We start from the raw sequence: 15,545 nt of genomic DNA, 5'->3' as shown, positions 1-15,545 counted from the left end.
AGGCAGACGATACCGCCCTGCTGCTGAACCTGCGGGCGGATCAACGCCCGGCCCTGATGGCATTCCTGGCTTCGATGATGCCGCCCCGCCGCCATGGCGTGAGCCGATGCACGGTGCGCCGGGGCAGGACGGGCCGAAGACGATGCCGCCAACCGATGGATTCGCCCAGCAGCTCGACCGGATGACGCAGGATGCGGCACGGCGCTCGGCCGAGGATACGAAGCGCATCGCTGCCGCACGCACGTTCTACGATTCGCTCGATCCGACCCAGCGTCGCGCGTTCGAGGCGCTGATACGGGTGCGGCACGGCAGGGGGCCGGGGTTCGGTCCGATGGGGCCGGGTCCGATGGGGCCGGGTCCGATGGTTCCGGGTCCGATGGGCGCGGGGCCGATGGGAATGGGCGGGATGGGGCCGCGACCACCGCGACCTTGATCCGGCGAGCGTGACCGCACCATCGCGGCGCTCGCCCAAGTCGTTCCGGTCAATACCGGAGCGACGAGGGCAAGTGTCGGCGACCGTGGTCATCGGCAACCGGGGCTACGTCAGGGCTCGCGCGGTTCAGGTGGCGGGACGACCGGCAGGTCCGAGCCGTTCCGCCACGTCTCGCCACCGGCGCGTGGCAGTTCGCCGCGGGTCAGCGCACCGTCTCGGTTGCGATCGAGCGCCGCGAACCGCGTCGTCGCCGCCTTGGCGAACTCGCCTAGATCGATTCCCCGGTTGAGATTGACGTCCGCCGCGATCACCGGCTCCGGCAGGTCGAAAAATCCGAAGCGGGCCGCGCCGAGACGCTCTTGGACGACAGCGCTCTTCTTGCCGTCGCCGTCGCCGCTGCCGAACTGCATACCCTGGCCGCCAGCTCCACCACCGCCGGGACCGCCGCCGCCGGGGCCGCGTCCGCCGCCGCGTCCACCGCGCTGCCGGCCGCCTTCGGGCCGGGGCCGCGTCCGCCCGACGCGACGCGGATCTCGGGGACCAGGACGTTTTCATAGAAAGCGATGTCCTCGGGATCGATCTCGCCGTCCTTGCTGCGATCGAGCACCGCGAAGAACCGTGTGGCGTCGTGCTGAAATTCGGCCAGCGTGATCCGTCCGTCGCCATCGGCATCCGCGCCGGTAAACCAAAGATCCTGTGCCGCCCCCGCGCGCGCCGATGCGCGGAACGGCTCGCCCATCGGACTGATGAAAAGCTGGCCCCTACCACGCTCTGGACCATGATGCGGACCATGACCGGACGCGCCGCCCGATCCGCCATGCCGCGAACCCTGCGTGGCGCATCCCGCCAACATAGCGGCGACGCCGATCATTAGGACGATACGCATGCAAAACTCCCTGCTGCCGGATCGTGCGTCAGACACGCCGATCATTGCCGCGACGTGTCCGGCTCAGGCAGCTCGCTCAGACTGCCCGCTCAGACTGGGAGCGTCACCACCGCGACGAGTCCGCCGCCGGGCCGGTTGGCGATGGTCGCGTCGCCGCCATGCCCGCGGGCCACCGCGCGGACGCTGGCGAGGCCAAGCCCGCTGCCGCCGGTATCGCGGTTGCGCGATTGTTCGGCGCGGAAGAAGGGCTCGAACGCGCGCGCCAGGTCCTGCGGCGTCATGCCGGGGCCGGTGTCCGACACTTCGATGATCGCAAGGCCGCGCTCGCGACGAAGCTGCACATCGGCATGGCCGGTATATTTGACCGCGTTGCCGACCAGGTTGGCGAGCACCGCCTTCAACGATGGCGCATCGCCCTCCATCGTCAGCGCCGCGCCCGGGCGCAGGACGACGGATTCGCCACGATCGGCAAAATCGTCGGTGACGCTCTCGGCGAGCGATCGCAGGTCGAGCCGCTGCCGGCGGACGTGGCGGGTCATGTCCCGGACGAACGCCATGGCGGAGCCGATCCGCTGGCTCATCTCCTGGATATCGCCTTCGCTCGAGGCGCGAATGTCGTCGGGCGCCTTTTCCAGCCGCAGCGACAGCCGCATCAACGGGGTCCGCAAATCGTGCGCGACGGCCGCGATCAGCGTCGTCCGGTCCTCGACATATCGGTTCAGCCGCTCCTGCATGAGGTTGAAGGCGCTCGCGGCCTCGGCGATCTCCGGTGGGCCCGACACGCGCAGCGGGTCGGTGCGCGGATCGCGACCGAGCCGTTCCGCAGCCGCAGCGAACAGGCCGATCGGCTTGGCGACGCGTCGTGCCAAGGCCCAGGCGATCGGCGCGGCGACCGCCATCGCGACGAGGAACCACAGGATGATCCGCATCCGCCACGGCCCGATCGTGCTGCGCGCCGGGCGTATCACCAGCCACCGCCCGTTCGGCGCCTCGATCGAGACGACGAACGGGCCGAACAGCGCGTTGTCGAACGACGGGGGCGGGGTTGTCGGCGACCCATGCTCATCGGCAGCGGTGGACGAAGCGCACCGGCGAACATCGGCATCGCCGAGCGTTCGGTATCCACCGTCACCTTGTTGCGGGCCAGCCCGAGATCGGTCGCGATCGAGGCGGCCAGCTCGGCTGTCGCGCGGATTGTCACTCGGCCGGGGTGGCCCGGACGACAGCTCCGCCTTGAGCAATCCACCCGGATCATGCCCGGTTCGCGCGACCGCGGCGACGCGGTTGGTGGTGAAGATCACCGGCATCGGCGGCGGGATCAGCAGCACGACCGCGAAGTTCAGAACCTGGACCAGCATGACCGTGCCGAGCATCAGCGCGAAGATGCGCAGGAACAGCGGCCAAGGACGCTGCATGCTGTTCTTCACCGGAGGAGTTCCGGGCGGCGTCAGCAGTGTCGTCACTGGCGCGCGACGCGGGGCACGAAGAAATAGCCTTCGTTGCGGATCGTCCGGATGATCTCGTCGCCGCGCGACCGTAGCTTGCGCCGCAACCGGCTGACCTGGACGTCGATCGCGCGATCGAACGCTTCGGTATCGGGGCCGCGCGCCGCCTCCAGTAGCGCATCGCGCGCCAGCACGCGGCGCGGCCGCTCGACGAACGCACGCAGTACCGCGAACTCGCCATCGGTCAGGTCGATCAGCGTGCCCTCGGGATCGAACAGTTCGTGCGCGGCGAAGTCGACCCGCCAGCCGAGAAAGCCGAACGATCGGCTCTCGCCCGCATCCTGGATCTCGCGTGCGCGCAACGCGGCGCGGACGGTCGCGAGGATTTCGCGGGGGCTGCACGGCTTGGACAGGTAATGGCTCGCCCCGATCTCCAGCCCCAGGATCCGATCGGGTTCGTCGCCCAGCGCGCTCAGCAGCACGACCGGCGGCGCGCCGACGCCCGCCAACCGACGGCAGACGGACAGGCCGTCTTCGCCGGGCATCATGACGTCGAGCAGGATCAGCGATACGCTGCGCCGCGCCAGAACGGCATCCATGTCACGCGCATTCGTGGCGGTTTCGACCTGATAGCCGTGCATGCCGAGGCTCTCGGCGAGCAGGGTGCGGATCATCTGGTCGTCGTCGACCACCAGCAACACGGGTTTGGCCGCATCGGGAAGAACGGAATTGGGATACATGGCGCGATCCTAATCCGGGCATGTGTTCGGTATGTTTCTGCGCCCGGTGCCCGTAGGCAGGGATGCTATGCGTCCTGGGCGAGCGTGAAAAGCCATGGCTTGGCTCGGCGCGCACCTTCACGAGGTGCGGGACCGCGTCGCCGGATTACCCGTCGAGCGTGGTCGTCGACGGGTGATGCTTGTCGAGGTGGCGCTTGATGATCCGCAGGTTCCGCGTGTTCGAGCGGAAGAAGAAATCGGGCACCGCGCCGACGAACGGGATCATGCCCAGCGCCCAGTCGACGCCGACATTGCCGAACATCCGCGCCATCTGAAGCTTCGACATGCCGATGTTGCGCGCTTCCCAGACCATCCAGCCGCCGACCGCGGCAGCGATCGTGCTGCCGGCGAACGGGATGAGGTCGAGCACGACGTCCATGCCGACCTTGCGATTGGTACCGGGGATGACGAACAGCCCCTCCATCACGCGCTCCATCGCCTCGACGCGGCGGCGGACGGACAGCGCGTCCTTGCCCATCGGCAGGGTTTCCAGGATCGAGCCGGAGGCGATGCGGGTGACGCGTGGGTTCATGGCCATTAGTTGGTATCGGCGCGCAGCCGGTTCAGCAGGTGCCACGCGCGCGGGTTCGCCTGCCATTGCCGCAGCCGCGGCGACACCAGCGACCAGCGCAGCGGCCGGGCGAGGGGATGAAGGCGACGTCCTCGTTCAGCGCCGCATCCGCCGCCGCGATCCGCGCCGCGCGCTCGACCAGCGTGGGTGCCTCGCGCGCCGCTTCGAGCGCGGCCTGCGCCACGTCGCCGCACACCACGCATGCGGTCGCCAGATACCAGCGCGCACTGTCATAGGGCGCGACCGCATCGACCAGCTTCAGGTCTGCGGCATCGCGCATGCCGACGCGGATCGGCGTGATCCCGACCGCGATCAGCGATGCGGCGACCTGCGCATAGAGGAGGGTGGCGCCGGGCCCCGCCGGCAGCGCAATCCGCAATGCGATCGGTCCACCAGTCCAGGCCGCGACCCTCTGCCGGGCTGCGGCGCGGCGTTCGTCCTGCGTCAGCAGCGTCCAGGCGGGCACCTGTGGCAGCGCGGCGGAATCGAGGATGTCGGGCAGAATCCGGTCGGCAGGATCCCAGGCGGGTGCGATCGCCGCGGTCAGCGCCGTGCGATCGATCGCCTCGGCCACCGCGGCGCGGTTGGCAGGGTCGGCAAGGAACCCGTCGCGGCGAACGATCGCGAGTCCGAACAGGCCGACCGCGGGGTCGACGCGAACATTGCCCGCGGCGATGTCTGTCGTCGCCAGCAGCGGCCAGTCGACGAAACTGCCGCCGCTGACCAGATCGGAATCGCGATTGGCGAACCGCGCGATCGCGCGCGCCGCACGTTCGCCGATCAGCCGGACGTCCTCCTCGGGCTTGGCCTCGCGCTGGTCGTCGGGGTCGGCCTGGTTCGGATCGAAGGCGGGACGCAACAATGGCGCACGGCCACGGCGCAGGACGCGAAACGGACCGCTCCCGCCCGAGGGGCGCAGGCGGAGCAATGCCAGCTCGGGTTGCGCGAACAGCTTCAGCAGGTCGGGGCGGGGGCGGGACAGCCGGACCTCGATCACCTGCGGCGTCATAACGACGATCTCGTCGATCGCGGTCAGGAACGGCGCGAGCGGATTGCGCGAGTTCGGCGCGATCTGGCGCTCCAGCATCGCCACCACCTGTTCCGCGGTGACCGGCGTACCGTCGCCCCAGTCGCCCTCGCGCAGGCGAAAGATGTAGCTCATGCCGCCGTCGATCACGATCCAGCGCTCGGCAAGGCCCGGCTCGATCTGCCCGGCGGCATCGAACCGCACGAGCCCCTGCGCGGTGGAGTCCATCATCAGTCGCGAGGGGGTATCGAGCAGGACGCGGCTGGCGTCGGCGACGCAGGGCGGGGCGCCGATCGCGCTGGCAACGACCACCCCGGTATCGGGCCGGCGATCGCACCCGCTAAGCGCGGCGGCGGACACCGCGATGCCGCCAGCCAGCAGGACAGCCCGAATGGTGCGGACGGCGGGACTCGAACCCGCACTCCTAGGGAGGGAGATTTTAAGTCTCCTGCGTCTACCGGTTTCGCCACGTCCGCACACACCGCCAACAAGACGAGGTCGCTCGCCGGGTCAACCCATGTCGGGCATATTAACGCCTGTTGGCCATGATCGTCTGGCGTGATCGGGGGCCTCGAACACCGAAGCCCCTACGCCCCGCTCAGACGTTGAGGCGGGCGCGCATTTCCTTGCCGGGCTTGAAATACGGTACGCGCTTTGCCTCGACGTCGACGACTTCGCCGGTACGGGGATTGCGGCCAGTTCGGGCATCACGTGCGCGCGTCGAGAAAGCGCCGAAACCGCGTAGTTCGACCCGGCCGTCGGCGGCCAGTCGCTTGGAAATCTCGTCGAAGAACGTGCTGACGATCAGCTCGACTTCGTTCGGTTGAAGGTCCGGATGCGCCTCGGCGATCTTCAGGACCAGTTCAGATCGGATCATTCGAGCCCCCGCCCATTCTAAGAGCTTGAAAGTTGATACAAGTCAATCTGCGAGTCATTAGCACCAATTGAGGGACAGTCAAAAACCAAAGTGGCCCAGACAAGAAAAAGCCCGGCATGTCGCGACATGCCGGGCCAAATCTTCGCTAAGCCGTTGAGCTTACTTCTTCTCGGCGTCCGTGCGGGCCTTGAGAGCCTCGCCCAGGATGTTGCCGAGGGTCGCGCCCGAAGTCCGACGAACCGTACTGAGCGACAGCCTGCTTCTCTTCGGAGATCTGCATCGCCTTGATCGAGAAGGTCGGCTTCTTCGAACGATCGAAGCCCGTCACCATCGCGTCGAACTTCTGGCCGACCTGGAAACGCTCCGGACGCTGCTCGTCGCGATCGCGACCCAGATCCGTGCGCTTGATGAAGCCGGTCGCGCCATCGTCGCCCTGCTGCACTTCGAGGCCCGCGTCGCGGACTTCGAGAACGGTGACCGTGACGATCGCGTTCTTGTTCAACTTGTCGCCTGCTGCTGCGATGCCGCCGGCCGATGGCCCGCCACGCTCGAGCTGCTTCATGCCGAGCGAGATACGCTCCTTCTCGGCGTCGATGTCGAGAACCACGGCTTCGACGGTCTCACCCTTGCGATGCAGGTTGAGCGCGTCCTCGCCCGAAACACCCCATGCGATGTCGGACATGTGGACCATGCCGTCGACGTCGTTGTCGAGGCCGATGAACAGACCGAACTCGGTCGCGTTCTTGACTTCGCCCTCGACGGTCGAACCGATCGGATGAGCGGCAGCGAATGCCTCCCAAGGATTGGCCTGAGCCTGCTTGAGGCCGAGCGAGATGCGACGCTTCTCGGAATCGACTTCGAGGACCATGACGTCGACTTCCTGCGAGGTCGACACGATCTTGCCCGGATGGACGTTCTTCTTGGTCCAGGACATTTCCGACACGTGGACGAGGCCTTCGATGCCCGCTTCCAGCTCGACGAACGCACCATATTCGGTGATGTTCGTGACGCGGCCGGTGAGCTTTGCGCCGACCGGATACTTGACCATCGCGCCATCCCAGGGATCGCTCTCCAGCTGCTTCATGCCGAGGCTGATGCGCTGGGTGTCCTTGTTGATGCGGATGATCTGCACCTTGACGGTGTCGCCGATGTTCAGGACTTCGCTCGGGTGACCGACGCGCTTGTAGCTGAGATCGGTGACGTGCAGCAGGCCATCGATGCCGCCGAGATCAACGAACGCACCGTAATCGGTGATGTTCTTGACGACGCCGTCGATGATCTGGCCCTCGGCCAAGCTGAGGATCAGGCCCGAACGCTGCTCTGCGCGTGTCTCTTCGAGAACGGCGCGACGCGACACGACGATGTTGCCGCGCTTGCGGTCCATCTTCAGGATCTGGAAGGGCTGGGGGATGTCCATCAGCGGGGTGACATCGCGCACGGGGCGGATATCGACCTGCGAGCCGGGCAGGAACGCGACAGCGCCGTTCAGGTCGACGGTGAAGCCACCCTTCACGCGGCCGAAGATGACGCCTTCGACGCGGGTCGTCTTGGAGAATTCGGTTTCCAGCTTGTCCCATGCGGCTTCGCGGCGTGCGCGATCGCGGCTGAGCATCGCTTCGCCGTGGACGTTCTCGACGCGGTCGACATAGACTTCGACTTCGTCGCCGACCTTGAGGTCAGCCTTCTGGCCCGGCGCTGCGAATTCGCGAAGCGGCACGCGGCCTTCCGACTTCAAACCGACGTCGATGACGGCCATGTCGTTCTCGATGCCGGTCACGGTGCCATGCACCACGCGGCCCTCGAAGCTGTCGGCGTCGCCGAGCGTTTCGTTCAGCATCGCCGCGAAATCGTCGCGGGTCGGCATTACCTGGGTTGCCATAGAATTCAGTAATCCTAGTCTGTTTCCGGCCAAGCGGTTGGGTCCGCTGGTCTTGGCCTTCGTTGCCGCGACGACCGAACGCCGGCGCAGCATCCGGACGGCACGAGGCGCAGAGGACGTAGACGCTGAATGCGAAAACGGCACGTGAGACTCGTGGGTCTCCGCGCCTTCCTCCACGAGCATCGCTCGCCGGACAGTTCCGTATAGCCGAAACCGGGTCTCGGAGCAAGTTCGGCTCGGCTTCGTTGGGGGCTGCTCACAACAGGAGCGAAGATTTGAACGAACGCGGCATTCTCGTGCTGGGCTGGGTCGCCACCGTGACGGCGATCGTGATGTACCTGTCGTACATCGACCAGATCATGCTGAACCTTGCGGGTCAGAAGGGATCGGTGGTCCAGCCGTTCGCGACGATGGTGAATTGCGCGTTGTGGGTGGGGTATGGGTTTTTGAAGGAGAACCGCGACTGGCCGATCGTCGTGGCGAATTTTCCGGGGGTGGTGTTCGGGGCGGTTGCGCTGGTTACTGCGCTTTAGGACGCGCCAAACAGCGGCGCTTTAGGCGACTTGATCCCCGCCTTCTGAAAAGGCGCGCGCCTATCTCCCCTCCCTGGAAGGGAGGGGCAGGGGTGGGTCGGCTTCCGCATAGACGATCTGGGGTGGCACAAGCTGGCCAACCCACCCCCAACCCCTCCCTTCTAGGGAGGGGAGCGAGAAGGGGATGCGCTTTCCGTCACCCCCAACAGAGCAACCACCCCGGCGAAGGCCGGGGCCCAATTGGGGGACGTTGCTGCGGAGGGCCGCGATTCGTTACTGCGGACGTTCCAATTGGGCCCCGGCCTCCGCCGGGGTGTGATTGGGGCGAGGTAGGCCTTAAACCGAAGCGGCCTTCTTCGCCCGCTGCGCCTCAACCAGCGCAACCGCCCGCTGCACCGAAGCCTCGATCGACAGAAAACTCGTATCCAGCAGTGCAGCATCCGCAGCCATCACCAAAGGCGCCGTAGACCGCCCGCTATCCCGAGCATCCCGCGCGCGAATATCCGCCAACACCCGATCCTTGCTCGCCGTCCCGCCCCGAGCCTGCAACTCCGCATGCCGCCGCTGCGCCGGATATTCGGCGTGGCCTTCACGAACAGCTTCGCATCCGCATCCGGCGCGATCACCGTGCCGATGTCGCGCCCGTCGAGAATCGCGCCCCCATCCTGCGCAGCAAACCGCTTCTGCCGGTGCAGCAGCGCCGCGCGGACCAGCGGATGCGCCGACACCACCGACGCCAGCGCGCCGATCTCGTCGTCGCGCAGCGCCGGATCGCTCAACAGAGCATCGCTGAAATCGCAGGCCGCGACCGCGTCGGCTTCCTGCTCCGGATCGAGCCCCATCCGCGCCACGCTCAACGCGACCGCTCGGTAGAGTAGCCCGGTATCGAGATACGGCAGGCCGTAATGCTTGGCCAAGGCACGCGCGATGGTGCCCTTGCCCGATGCCGCCGGACCGTCGACTGCGATGATCATTCTTATTCCCCCGTCCGGTCAGCGCATCGAGCGACCGGAAGAACACCGGATAGCTGGTCGCCACCGGCGATACATCATCGATCGTGATCGGTTCGGCCGCACCGAGCCCCGCGACCACCATGCTCATCGCGATCCGGTGATCGAGTTTCGAGGCCACCCGAGCGCCGCCGCGCATCGCCGCGCCGCCAGAGCCGGTGATCGCCATGCCGTCTTCGAACTCTTCGCAAACGACGCCGCACGCTTCGAGCGCGATCCGCATCGTCGTGATCCGGTCCGATTCCTTCACCCGCAACTCGTGTGCGCCGCGCGCGATCGTCGTTCCGGTCGCGAAGGCGGCGGCGACGAACAGCACCGGGTATTCGTCGATCATGCTCGGCGCGAGATCGGCCGGCACCTCGATCGCGTTCAGCGGCGCATGCCGGACGCGCAGGTCTGCGACCGGCTCACCGCCGACAGTGCGCGGGTCGAGTTCGGTTATATCCGCACCCATCATCCGCAGCGCCGTGACGATCCCGATCCGCGTCGGGTTCAGCCCGACGTTGCGCACGACGATATCCGACCCCGGCACGATCGACGCCGCCACCAGCCAGAACGCCGACGAAGAAGGATCGCCCGGCACCACGATATCCTGCGGCTTCAGGTCAGCTTCGCCGGTGATCGAGATGATCCGCCCGGCCTCGGTCTCCTCGACCGTCAGCTTTGCGCCGAACCCGGTCAGCATCCGCTCGCTATGATCGCGCGTCGCGACGGGCTCGATGACCCTCGTTATCCCCGGCGTGTTGAGCCCCGCCAGCAGGATCGCCGACTTCACCTGCGCCGACGCGACCGGCAGCGTATATTCGATCGGTACCGCCGGACACATGCCGCGCACCATCAACGGCAACCGCCCACCCGGCGAGGAGGTGATGTCCGCCCCCATCTGCGACAGCGGCTCGATCACGCGCCCCATCGGCCGCCCCGACAGCGAGGCGTCGCCGGTGAAGGTGCAGGAGATCGGATGGCTCGACACCAGCCCCATCAGCAACCGCGTCGACGTCCCCGAATTGCCCATCTCCAGCGCGGTCTCCGGCTGGAGCAACCCGCCCACGCCAACGCCATCGACCGTCCAGATACCGTCGTCACCGCGCTCGATCGTCGCCCCCATCGCGCGCATCGCAGCAGCCGTGGCGAGCACGTCCTCGCCCTCCAGCAAGCCTTCGATCCGGCTGGTGCCGACGGCGAGGCTCGCGAACATCAGTGCGCGGTGGCTGATCGACTTGTCGCCGGGGACCGCGATCGAACCGGTCAGGGGACCGCGTGCGACGACGTCGAGCGGCTGGGGGAGGGTGTGCCATGGGGCCGGGCTTTTGACAGTGGCCTTGCGCTATGGCAAGGCGCGCCCACTTTGCGAGGGCATCCCTCACAATCTATCCATTCGAAAGGTTCTATCGGCATGATCAAGCCGGAATGGGGCACGAAGCGTTCGTGCCCGAAATGCGCGACGCGTTTCTACGACCTCGAAAAAGCCGACCCCGTGACCTGCATCGAATGTGGGTATGCGTGGGAGCCCGAGCCTATCCTGAAGTCGAAGCAGCCGTTGCCGTTCGAGGTCGCCAAGCCCGACACCAAGAAGCCGGACGCGGATCTCGAGGATGACGAGGAAGAGGACATCGCCTCGATCACCGGCGAGGACGAAGAGCCGTCGGCGGACGACGAAGTCGATCTCGGCGGCGACGACGACCTCGGCGTCGAGACGCCGCAGGACGAGCACGAGCGTTGATCCGAGAAGATCGGCGTTAATTGGAATAAATTTGGCAGGCGGCATTTACGCCGCTTGCCAACCCGGGCGGGTCCGGTTAGTGACCCGCCTCCCAACGGGAATGGGGCCGTAGCTCAGCTGGGAGAGCGTTCGCATGGCATGCGAAAGGTCAGGGGTTCGATCCCCCTCGGCTCCACCATTCTCTTTAAGCCGTTGAAATCGCGGTAAAGTGTTGGGAAACAAAGGCTTTTTACAAGCGTCTAGTACAAAGGTACGAGGACGGAAGCCTATGTGTTCATACCTCCACAGAGCCCCTAACGGGGTCTATTATTTCCGCATGGGCATACCTGCGGACCTGCGGCCCTTCATGGCGGGCAAGCGGGAGATAAAGCGTTCGCTAGGTCTAAAGGACCGTGACGCCGCTAAGGCCGTGATACCCGATATGACGAAGGCTGCTCATGCGCTGCTTAAGCAAGCTGAGCGGGATCGTGACACGGCTGCGAAACCTGCTCCCAAGCCGATGCCCGCTAAGTCCGCCGCTCAGATTGAGCGGGACCGGCAACGGTGGGAGGCTGAGCAAGAGCAAGCCGAGCACTCCGCCGACAGAATCATTCGCCGCTGATATGGAGCATGAAGCTCTAGGGCCGATCATGGATGCGCTTAGCGAGGGTAAGGAGGCTGACGCTTCCCCGGCTGAGATAGCTAGGGCCGGTCGGCTTCTAGTGCTGCATGAACGGGAGAAGGCCGATAGCTTGGTCGCTGCTCTCCATGCACGATACGGCAACGGACAAAATGCCCGCGCATCGGAAAGCCAAAATCAAGCCGTTGAATGCGAGCCCGCTAAAGGGTCCGGCCTGTATCTCGACAAGGATATCCTAGACCGCTGGGCCGCTGAACGTGGCGTCGTCAAAAAGGGCAAGGATACCCACGAAGCCGTAGCCCGTTGGTTCTATGAGCGGACTGAGCGCAAGCCGGTTGAGCGGATCACTCGGCAGGACGTGCTGGCGTTCAAAGACAAGCTGCTCGCTGAGGGGCAGACGGTCGCCAATACGAACATGAAGCTATCCCGCCTGCGGACGCTGCTAGGTTGGGCGTATCAGAACGATCTAGCGCCATCGAACGTAGCTGAGGGCATCAGCGTCAAGGTAGCGGACGGCGGCAAGATGCAGTGCCAGCCGTTCTCCCTGTCCGACTTACAGGCCATCTTTTCCAGCCCGGTCTATGCCAACGGGGATCGGCCCAAGGGTGGCAGGCTTGAAGCTGCATATTGGCTACCGTTGCTCGGTCTATTCACCGGGGCGCGGCTAGAGGAAATTGGCCAGCTTCGCGTGTCGGACGTGCAGCTTAAGGAATACCCCGATCAAGACGGCAAGATGCTGTCAGGCTGGTTCCTTCACATCACCGGCGCTACCGACGACAAGGGGCAGGCGAACAGGATTAAGAACTCTGCCAGTGAACGCGTTGTGCCATTACATCCTGAGCTAGAGCGGCTTGGGTTTATCGCTTATGTCGAGAAGCTGCCCGATCAAAAGGGAAGGGTGTTCCCGGACCTTAAGCCCAATATATTCGGTAGGCTTACTGCAAAGTGGGGCGAATGGTTTGGGCCTTACATGCGTAATGTATGCGGTATCACTGATAAGCGTAAGGTTTTTCATTCCTTCCGTCATACCTTCAAAGATTATGTTCGTAGGGCCAGGATCGCTGAGGGAGTGCAGCGGCAGCTAATGGGCCATGCAGGCAAAGACGTAGCCGACGATTACGGTAGTGGCTATGATCTGCACAGCTTGGCGGAAGCTATGGCAACTTACCGGGTTCCGGGGCTAGTAATAGGTGGGGCAGTTAAATGAATAATACCATCAAAGGTGCGATCATCATTGCCCTTGGCATTATTATTGCGGCTAGTATCCAAACTTACTACTCTCCCTATCAAGGCTGCGTTCGTGGTGTGAGATTACTTGCAACGCCTTCCGCTCCCGCATCAAAGCCGGGATACGCCGAAGCGGTATGCGGCCAAAACCGTTTGCGCTGATAGCCGAACATACAGATACCCGGTTTGCGCCCGTATCAGCCCCGAGGGAATCAATCGGATGCGTTCGGGTATCTGTATGGCCTGATTTACTATCGCCTCTTAGCGACTCTCCTAGCCCGTCTATCAGGCATCATAGCCAAGCGGGACGCCAGCCTCTCGGCGGGCCTGCTCCCCGGTCGGGGTGACGCGGTATCCCGTATCGGTCTGGAAACCGGCAACATCGCCTACCGGAGTGCCGTGGGACTGGCGGGCTTGCACCCCGGTCTGAGCTACCCGAATGCCGGTCACGTCCTGTCCGCCCTTGTAGGGATCATAGCCGGTCATGCTCTGTCCCGTCTGTGGGCCGGTAGGAGCCTTCGCTACGAGGGTGTAGCCGGTCGGACCCATGATCCATTGCGGGCCGGTCTGTTGGGCCTGAGCGGGCTGCTGAGCGGGCTGTGGAGTAGCGCCGGGAGGGGCATTGAAAGCGAATGAGCTATTCACCGTTTCACCGGGCGGGATCGAAGACGCCTCGGGAACATCAGGCGTTTCTGCATAGGCTTCGACAGTGCTGCCAAGGGCATCATCAACCGTCCAATTAGCTGCATCAGCCTCGGTTACTTCACCCTTGCTAATAGCCAAAGTCTTTGCATCCTCAAGGATCATAGGTGACAGGTTATCTAGATGCGTTTCGTCGCCGGTATTGTTATATGCAGTCAGTGCCCTGTCATAGAGCGACACGGTAGCATCATCGCTATTATGGATAAGATCGACAGCAATCTCTAGGGTGTTCTTCAATGCAGGAACGCGACTCGCGAAAGCATCTAGCGCATTCTTGTAGGCGATATTGGCAGGCAACCCCTTAGCCAATTCGTTATTAGCCTGCTGCTGTACGGTACGGGGATTGTGGCCATGCACTGCAATTAGGGAAAGAGCGGCTTTCACCTTTACGGCTTGCCGGGGAGTTAGTGCGGTCATTGGTTTATTCCTTGAACATATTCAGAATGTGGGGCGGTGCCGGTTTGCCGGGCGTGGTAGGTGTCACGTCGCCGATCGTCGGGACGGGAGGGATCACGCCGGAGCGGATGGCGGCGACAAGGTACTGGAAGGCGAACTTGCAATCCTTGGCCCTGAGGTACGGGCGACCTTGAGCTTCCCAGATCGAACGGGCCTGAGCGGCGGAGCGTCGGGCTTCGCATTGGCTGTCTGCGGAATAGCCGTAGATTGCGGGAGTTACGGCAGGGCCTGATAGGCGGGGCCAGTCGGCGGCATGTTCCTCAGCTTCCCTTGTCAGGATGACGGAGAGGCAGGCTACCGGGACCGGCAATCCTGCGGGTTCAAGCTGCTCGCCGCCTGCCTTCATTATCCAGAGCGATACGGCGGACCATTCCAGATGGGCTTTGACGGCATCAGCGTAGGGGCCTGCCCGCTGCATCAGATCGTCTAGGGTCTGCGGGACTAGAGCGACCTTGGGAACGTAATCGGGACGGGAGGGCTTTGGTGCCGATCCCGTTCCCCGATCATCAGGGTTAGACATTAGGCCGCTACCGCCGCGCCCTTAACGTAGCCCCGCTGCTTGCCGACGAAGTACAGGCCGAACGCCTCTTGCGGGTTTCCCGGTGCCAATTCCATAATCGCGGCAGGGATCGCCTCCGGCTTCACCGTTACAAGATATTCGTATGCAACGTCGTCCAGCGCATCAAACCCCCTGCATTCATGCACCTTAGGGAGAGACTCCTTGGCGTCGTTGTCCCAAGTCTTTCGAGTGTAATAGATCGTGAAAGCCGTATTCATCACGTTGTGACCGGGTGAGGCGACAATGCGAATATCGGTGAAGTGCTTAAGGCGCGCCTCCCGCTCGAACTCGGCCTGATTGGCGAGGGCATCTGCAAAGCGATCTTTGGCATTCGCAAGAGCCTTGGCAACATCGTCCGCCTTGAGAATAGCGGGCTCGCCGATAATATCTTTAAGCTCGTTGATCTTGCGAAGCTGGTTATCCAGGGCTTCAATCTCGTTGGCGATGTCTGCAAGCGTGTGATTCTGGGTCATTGAGTTTCCTTAAAATAAATAGAGGGGATATTAGCGGGGAGCGAATGCGCCAATCTTAAGCTTCTCATGGCGGTAGCTGTGGATTGTGCCGGTATCAGCGTCGGCAGCGGCCATAAGCTTCGCAATCGACGGGCGACCTGCGGGCTTGCACTTTGCGTAATCGGGAAGCGGGATGCCGAGAACATCAAGGCAAAGGCGGAAGCCGCCACGGATACGGCTATCAACCTTTTCGATGTGGTCGATAACGCGGGGATCATTCAGGCGGCTGAGGTCAACAGGTACAGGGTTCATGGATAGTCCTTCAAATTGGCGGAGTAACTTAGTCAAATATTACAGACAGAGGCCC

At 64.1% G+C, this 15,545-nt stretch carries 17 protein-coding genes, 2 tRNA genes and 3 pseudogenes; 7 read left to right on the top strand and 15 right to left on the bottom strand.

Annotated elements, in window-relative coordinates; all coding sequences use genetic code 11:
* Nucleotides 1–106 precede the first annotated feature (106 nt).
* Nucleotides 107–433 carry a hypothetical protein gene (locus tag AC0IX7_RS11230; protein ID WP_471811936.1) on the top strand — a complete coding sequence of 109 codons (327 nt, stop codon included), beginning with the start codon at nt 107–109 and terminating at the stop codon, nt 431–433.
* A 110-nt stretch (nt 434–543) separates the two neighbouring features.
* Here AC0IX7_RS11230 and AC0IX7_RS11225 read toward each other — a convergent pair whose 3' ends face one another.
* From AC0IX7_RS11225 to rpsA, 9 genes and pseudogenes are all read right to left on the bottom strand, one after another.
* Nucleotides 544–744, bottom strand: coding sequence for a hypothetical protein (locus AC0IX7_RS11225; protein ID WP_471811934.1), 201 nt, complete (start codon nt 742–744; stop codon nt 544–546).
* Entirely contained in the window at nt 741–1,319 is a 579-nt protein-coding gene (locus AC0IX7_RS11220; RefSeq protein ID WP_471811933.1) for an EF-hand domain-containing protein, read from the bottom strand. Before AC0IX7_RS11220 ends, AC0IX7_RS11225 begins: the two co-directional genes overlap by 4 nt.
* 89 nt (nt 1,320–1,408) lie before the next feature.
* Nucleotides 1,409–2,782 (bottom strand): sensor histidine kinase, encoded by a 1,374-nt coding sequence (locus tag AC0IX7_RS11215; protein WP_471811932.1) that lies wholly within the window; start codon nt 2,780–2,782, stop codon nt 1,409–1,411.
* The gene (locus AC0IX7_RS11210; protein ID WP_471811930.1) at nt 2,779–3,504 is read right to left on the bottom strand and encodes a response regulator; all 726 of its coding nucleotides are present in this window, start codon (nt 3,502–3,504) and stop codon (nt 2,779–2,781) included. Before AC0IX7_RS11210 ends, AC0IX7_RS11215 begins: the two co-directional genes overlap by 4 nt.
* Nucleotides 3,505–3,649: 145 nt before the next feature.
* On the bottom strand, nt 3,650–4,075 hold the full coding sequence (locus tag AC0IX7_RS11205) for a DUF4112 domain-containing protein (protein ID WP_471811929.1): 426 nt from the start codon (nt 4,073–4,075) through the stop codon (nt 3,650–3,652).
* A gap of 31 nt (nt 4,076–4,106) precedes the next feature.
* The gene (locus AC0IX7_RS11200) at nt 4,107–5,501 is read right to left on the bottom strand and encodes an ABC transporter substrate-binding protein (protein WP_471811927.1); all 1,395 of its coding nucleotides are present in this window, start codon (nt 5,499–5,501) and stop codon (nt 4,107–4,109) included.
* A gap of 32 nt (nt 5,502–5,533) precedes the next feature.
* Nucleotides 5,534–5,617: transfer RNA gene (locus tag AC0IX7_RS11195), tRNA-Leu, on the bottom strand.
* 122 nt (nt 5,618–5,739) lie between these two features.
* On the bottom strand, nt 5,740–6,018 hold the full coding sequence (locus tag AC0IX7_RS11190; RefSeq protein WP_187502770.1) for an integration host factor subunit beta: 279 nt from the start codon (nt 6,016–6,018) through the stop codon (nt 5,740–5,742).
* A 159-nt stretch (nt 6,019–6,177) separates the two neighbouring features.
* Nucleotides 6,178–7,897, bottom strand: a pseudogene (gene rpsA / locus AC0IX7_RS11185) (30S ribosomal protein S1).
* A gap of 275 nt (nt 7,898–8,172) precedes the next feature.
* Between rpsA and AC0IX7_RS11180 the strand changes: the two are divergent.
* Entirely contained in the window at nt 8,173–8,430 is a 258-nt protein-coding gene (locus AC0IX7_RS11180) for a SemiSWEET family transporter (protein WP_471811925.1), read from the top strand.
* A gap of 336 nt (nt 8,431–8,766) precedes the next feature.
* On the opposite strand, the pseudogene cmk reads toward AC0IX7_RS11180, so the two are convergent.
* A pseudogene (gene cmk / locus AC0IX7_RS11175) lies at nt 8,767–9,404 on the bottom strand ((d)CMP kinase).
* 16 nt (nt 9,405–9,420) lie between these two features.
* Nucleotides 9,421–10,692, bottom strand: a pseudogene (aroA, locus tag AC0IX7_RS11170) (3-phosphoshikimate 1-carboxyvinyltransferase); the annotation flags it as partial.
* A gap of 144 nt (nt 10,693–10,836) precedes the next feature.
* On the opposite strand from aroA, the gene AC0IX7_RS11165 reads away from it, so the two are divergent.
* The 5 genes from AC0IX7_RS11165 to AC0IX7_RS11145 all read left to right on the top strand — a co-directional run bounded on the left by AC0IX7_RS11165 (nt 10,837) and on the right by AC0IX7_RS11145 (nt 13,171).
* Complete coding sequence (locus AC0IX7_RS11165; protein ID WP_128454229.1) at nt 10,837–11,163, top strand: TIGR02300 family protein; 327 nt, start codon at nt 10,837–10,839, stop codon at nt 11,161–11,163.
* A gap of 102 nt (nt 11,164–11,265) precedes the next feature.
* Nucleotides 11,266–11,341 (top strand) — tRNA-Ala (locus tag AC0IX7_RS11160).
* A gap of 90 nt (nt 11,342–11,431) precedes the next feature.
* Nucleotides 11,432–11,764 carry a DUF6538 domain-containing protein gene (locus AC0IX7_RS11155; protein ID WP_471811923.1) on the top strand — a complete coding sequence of 111 codons (333 nt, stop codon included), beginning with the start codon at nt 11,432–11,434 and terminating at the stop codon, nt 11,762–11,764.
* 130 nt (nt 11,765–11,894) lie between these two features.
* Nucleotides 11,895–12,989 carry a site-specific integrase gene (locus tag AC0IX7_RS11150; protein ID WP_471811922.1) on the top strand — a complete coding sequence of 365 codons (1,095 nt, stop codon included), beginning with the start codon at nt 11,895–11,897 and terminating at the stop codon, nt 12,987–12,989.
* Entirely contained in the window at nt 12,986–13,171 is a 186-nt protein-coding gene (locus AC0IX7_RS11145) for a hypothetical protein (RefSeq protein ID WP_471811920.1), read from the top strand. The genes AC0IX7_RS11150 and AC0IX7_RS11145 overlap by 4 nt, the downstream gene beginning before the upstream one ends.
* Nucleotides 13,172–13,294: 123 nt before the next feature.
* Here the strand turns inward: AC0IX7_RS11145 and AC0IX7_RS11140 are convergent, their stop codons facing one another.
* The 4 genes from AC0IX7_RS11140 to AC0IX7_RS11125 form a co-directional block, all read right to left on the bottom strand.
* Nucleotides 13,295–14,128, bottom strand: coding sequence for a hypothetical protein (locus AC0IX7_RS11140; protein ID WP_471811918.1), 834 nt, complete (start codon nt 14,126–14,128; stop codon nt 13,295–13,297).
* Nucleotides 14,129–14,132: 4 nt separating this feature from the next.
* Complete coding sequence (locus tag AC0IX7_RS11135) at nt 14,133–14,585, bottom strand: hypothetical protein (protein ID WP_471811916.1); 453 nt, start codon at nt 14,583–14,585, stop codon at nt 14,133–14,135.
* A 101-nt stretch (nt 14,586–14,686) separates the two neighbouring features.
* Nucleotides 14,687–15,199 carry a hypothetical protein gene (locus AC0IX7_RS11130; RefSeq protein ID WP_471811914.1) on the bottom strand — a complete coding sequence of 171 codons (513 nt, stop codon included), beginning with the start codon at nt 15,197–15,199 and terminating at the stop codon, nt 14,687–14,689.
* A 30-nt stretch (nt 15,200–15,229) separates the two neighbouring features.
* The gene (locus AC0IX7_RS11125) at nt 15,230–15,490 is read right to left on the bottom strand and encodes a hypothetical protein (protein WP_471811913.1); all 261 of its coding nucleotides are present in this window, start codon (nt 15,488–15,490) and stop codon (nt 15,230–15,232) included.
* Nucleotides 15,491–15,545 lie beyond the last annotated feature (55 nt).

It is taken from the genome of Sphingomonas sp. AC411 (assembly GCF_979253035.1).
Note: the sequence above shows the minus strand (reverse complement) of the source record. Positions and strands in the feature narration are given on the sequence as shown.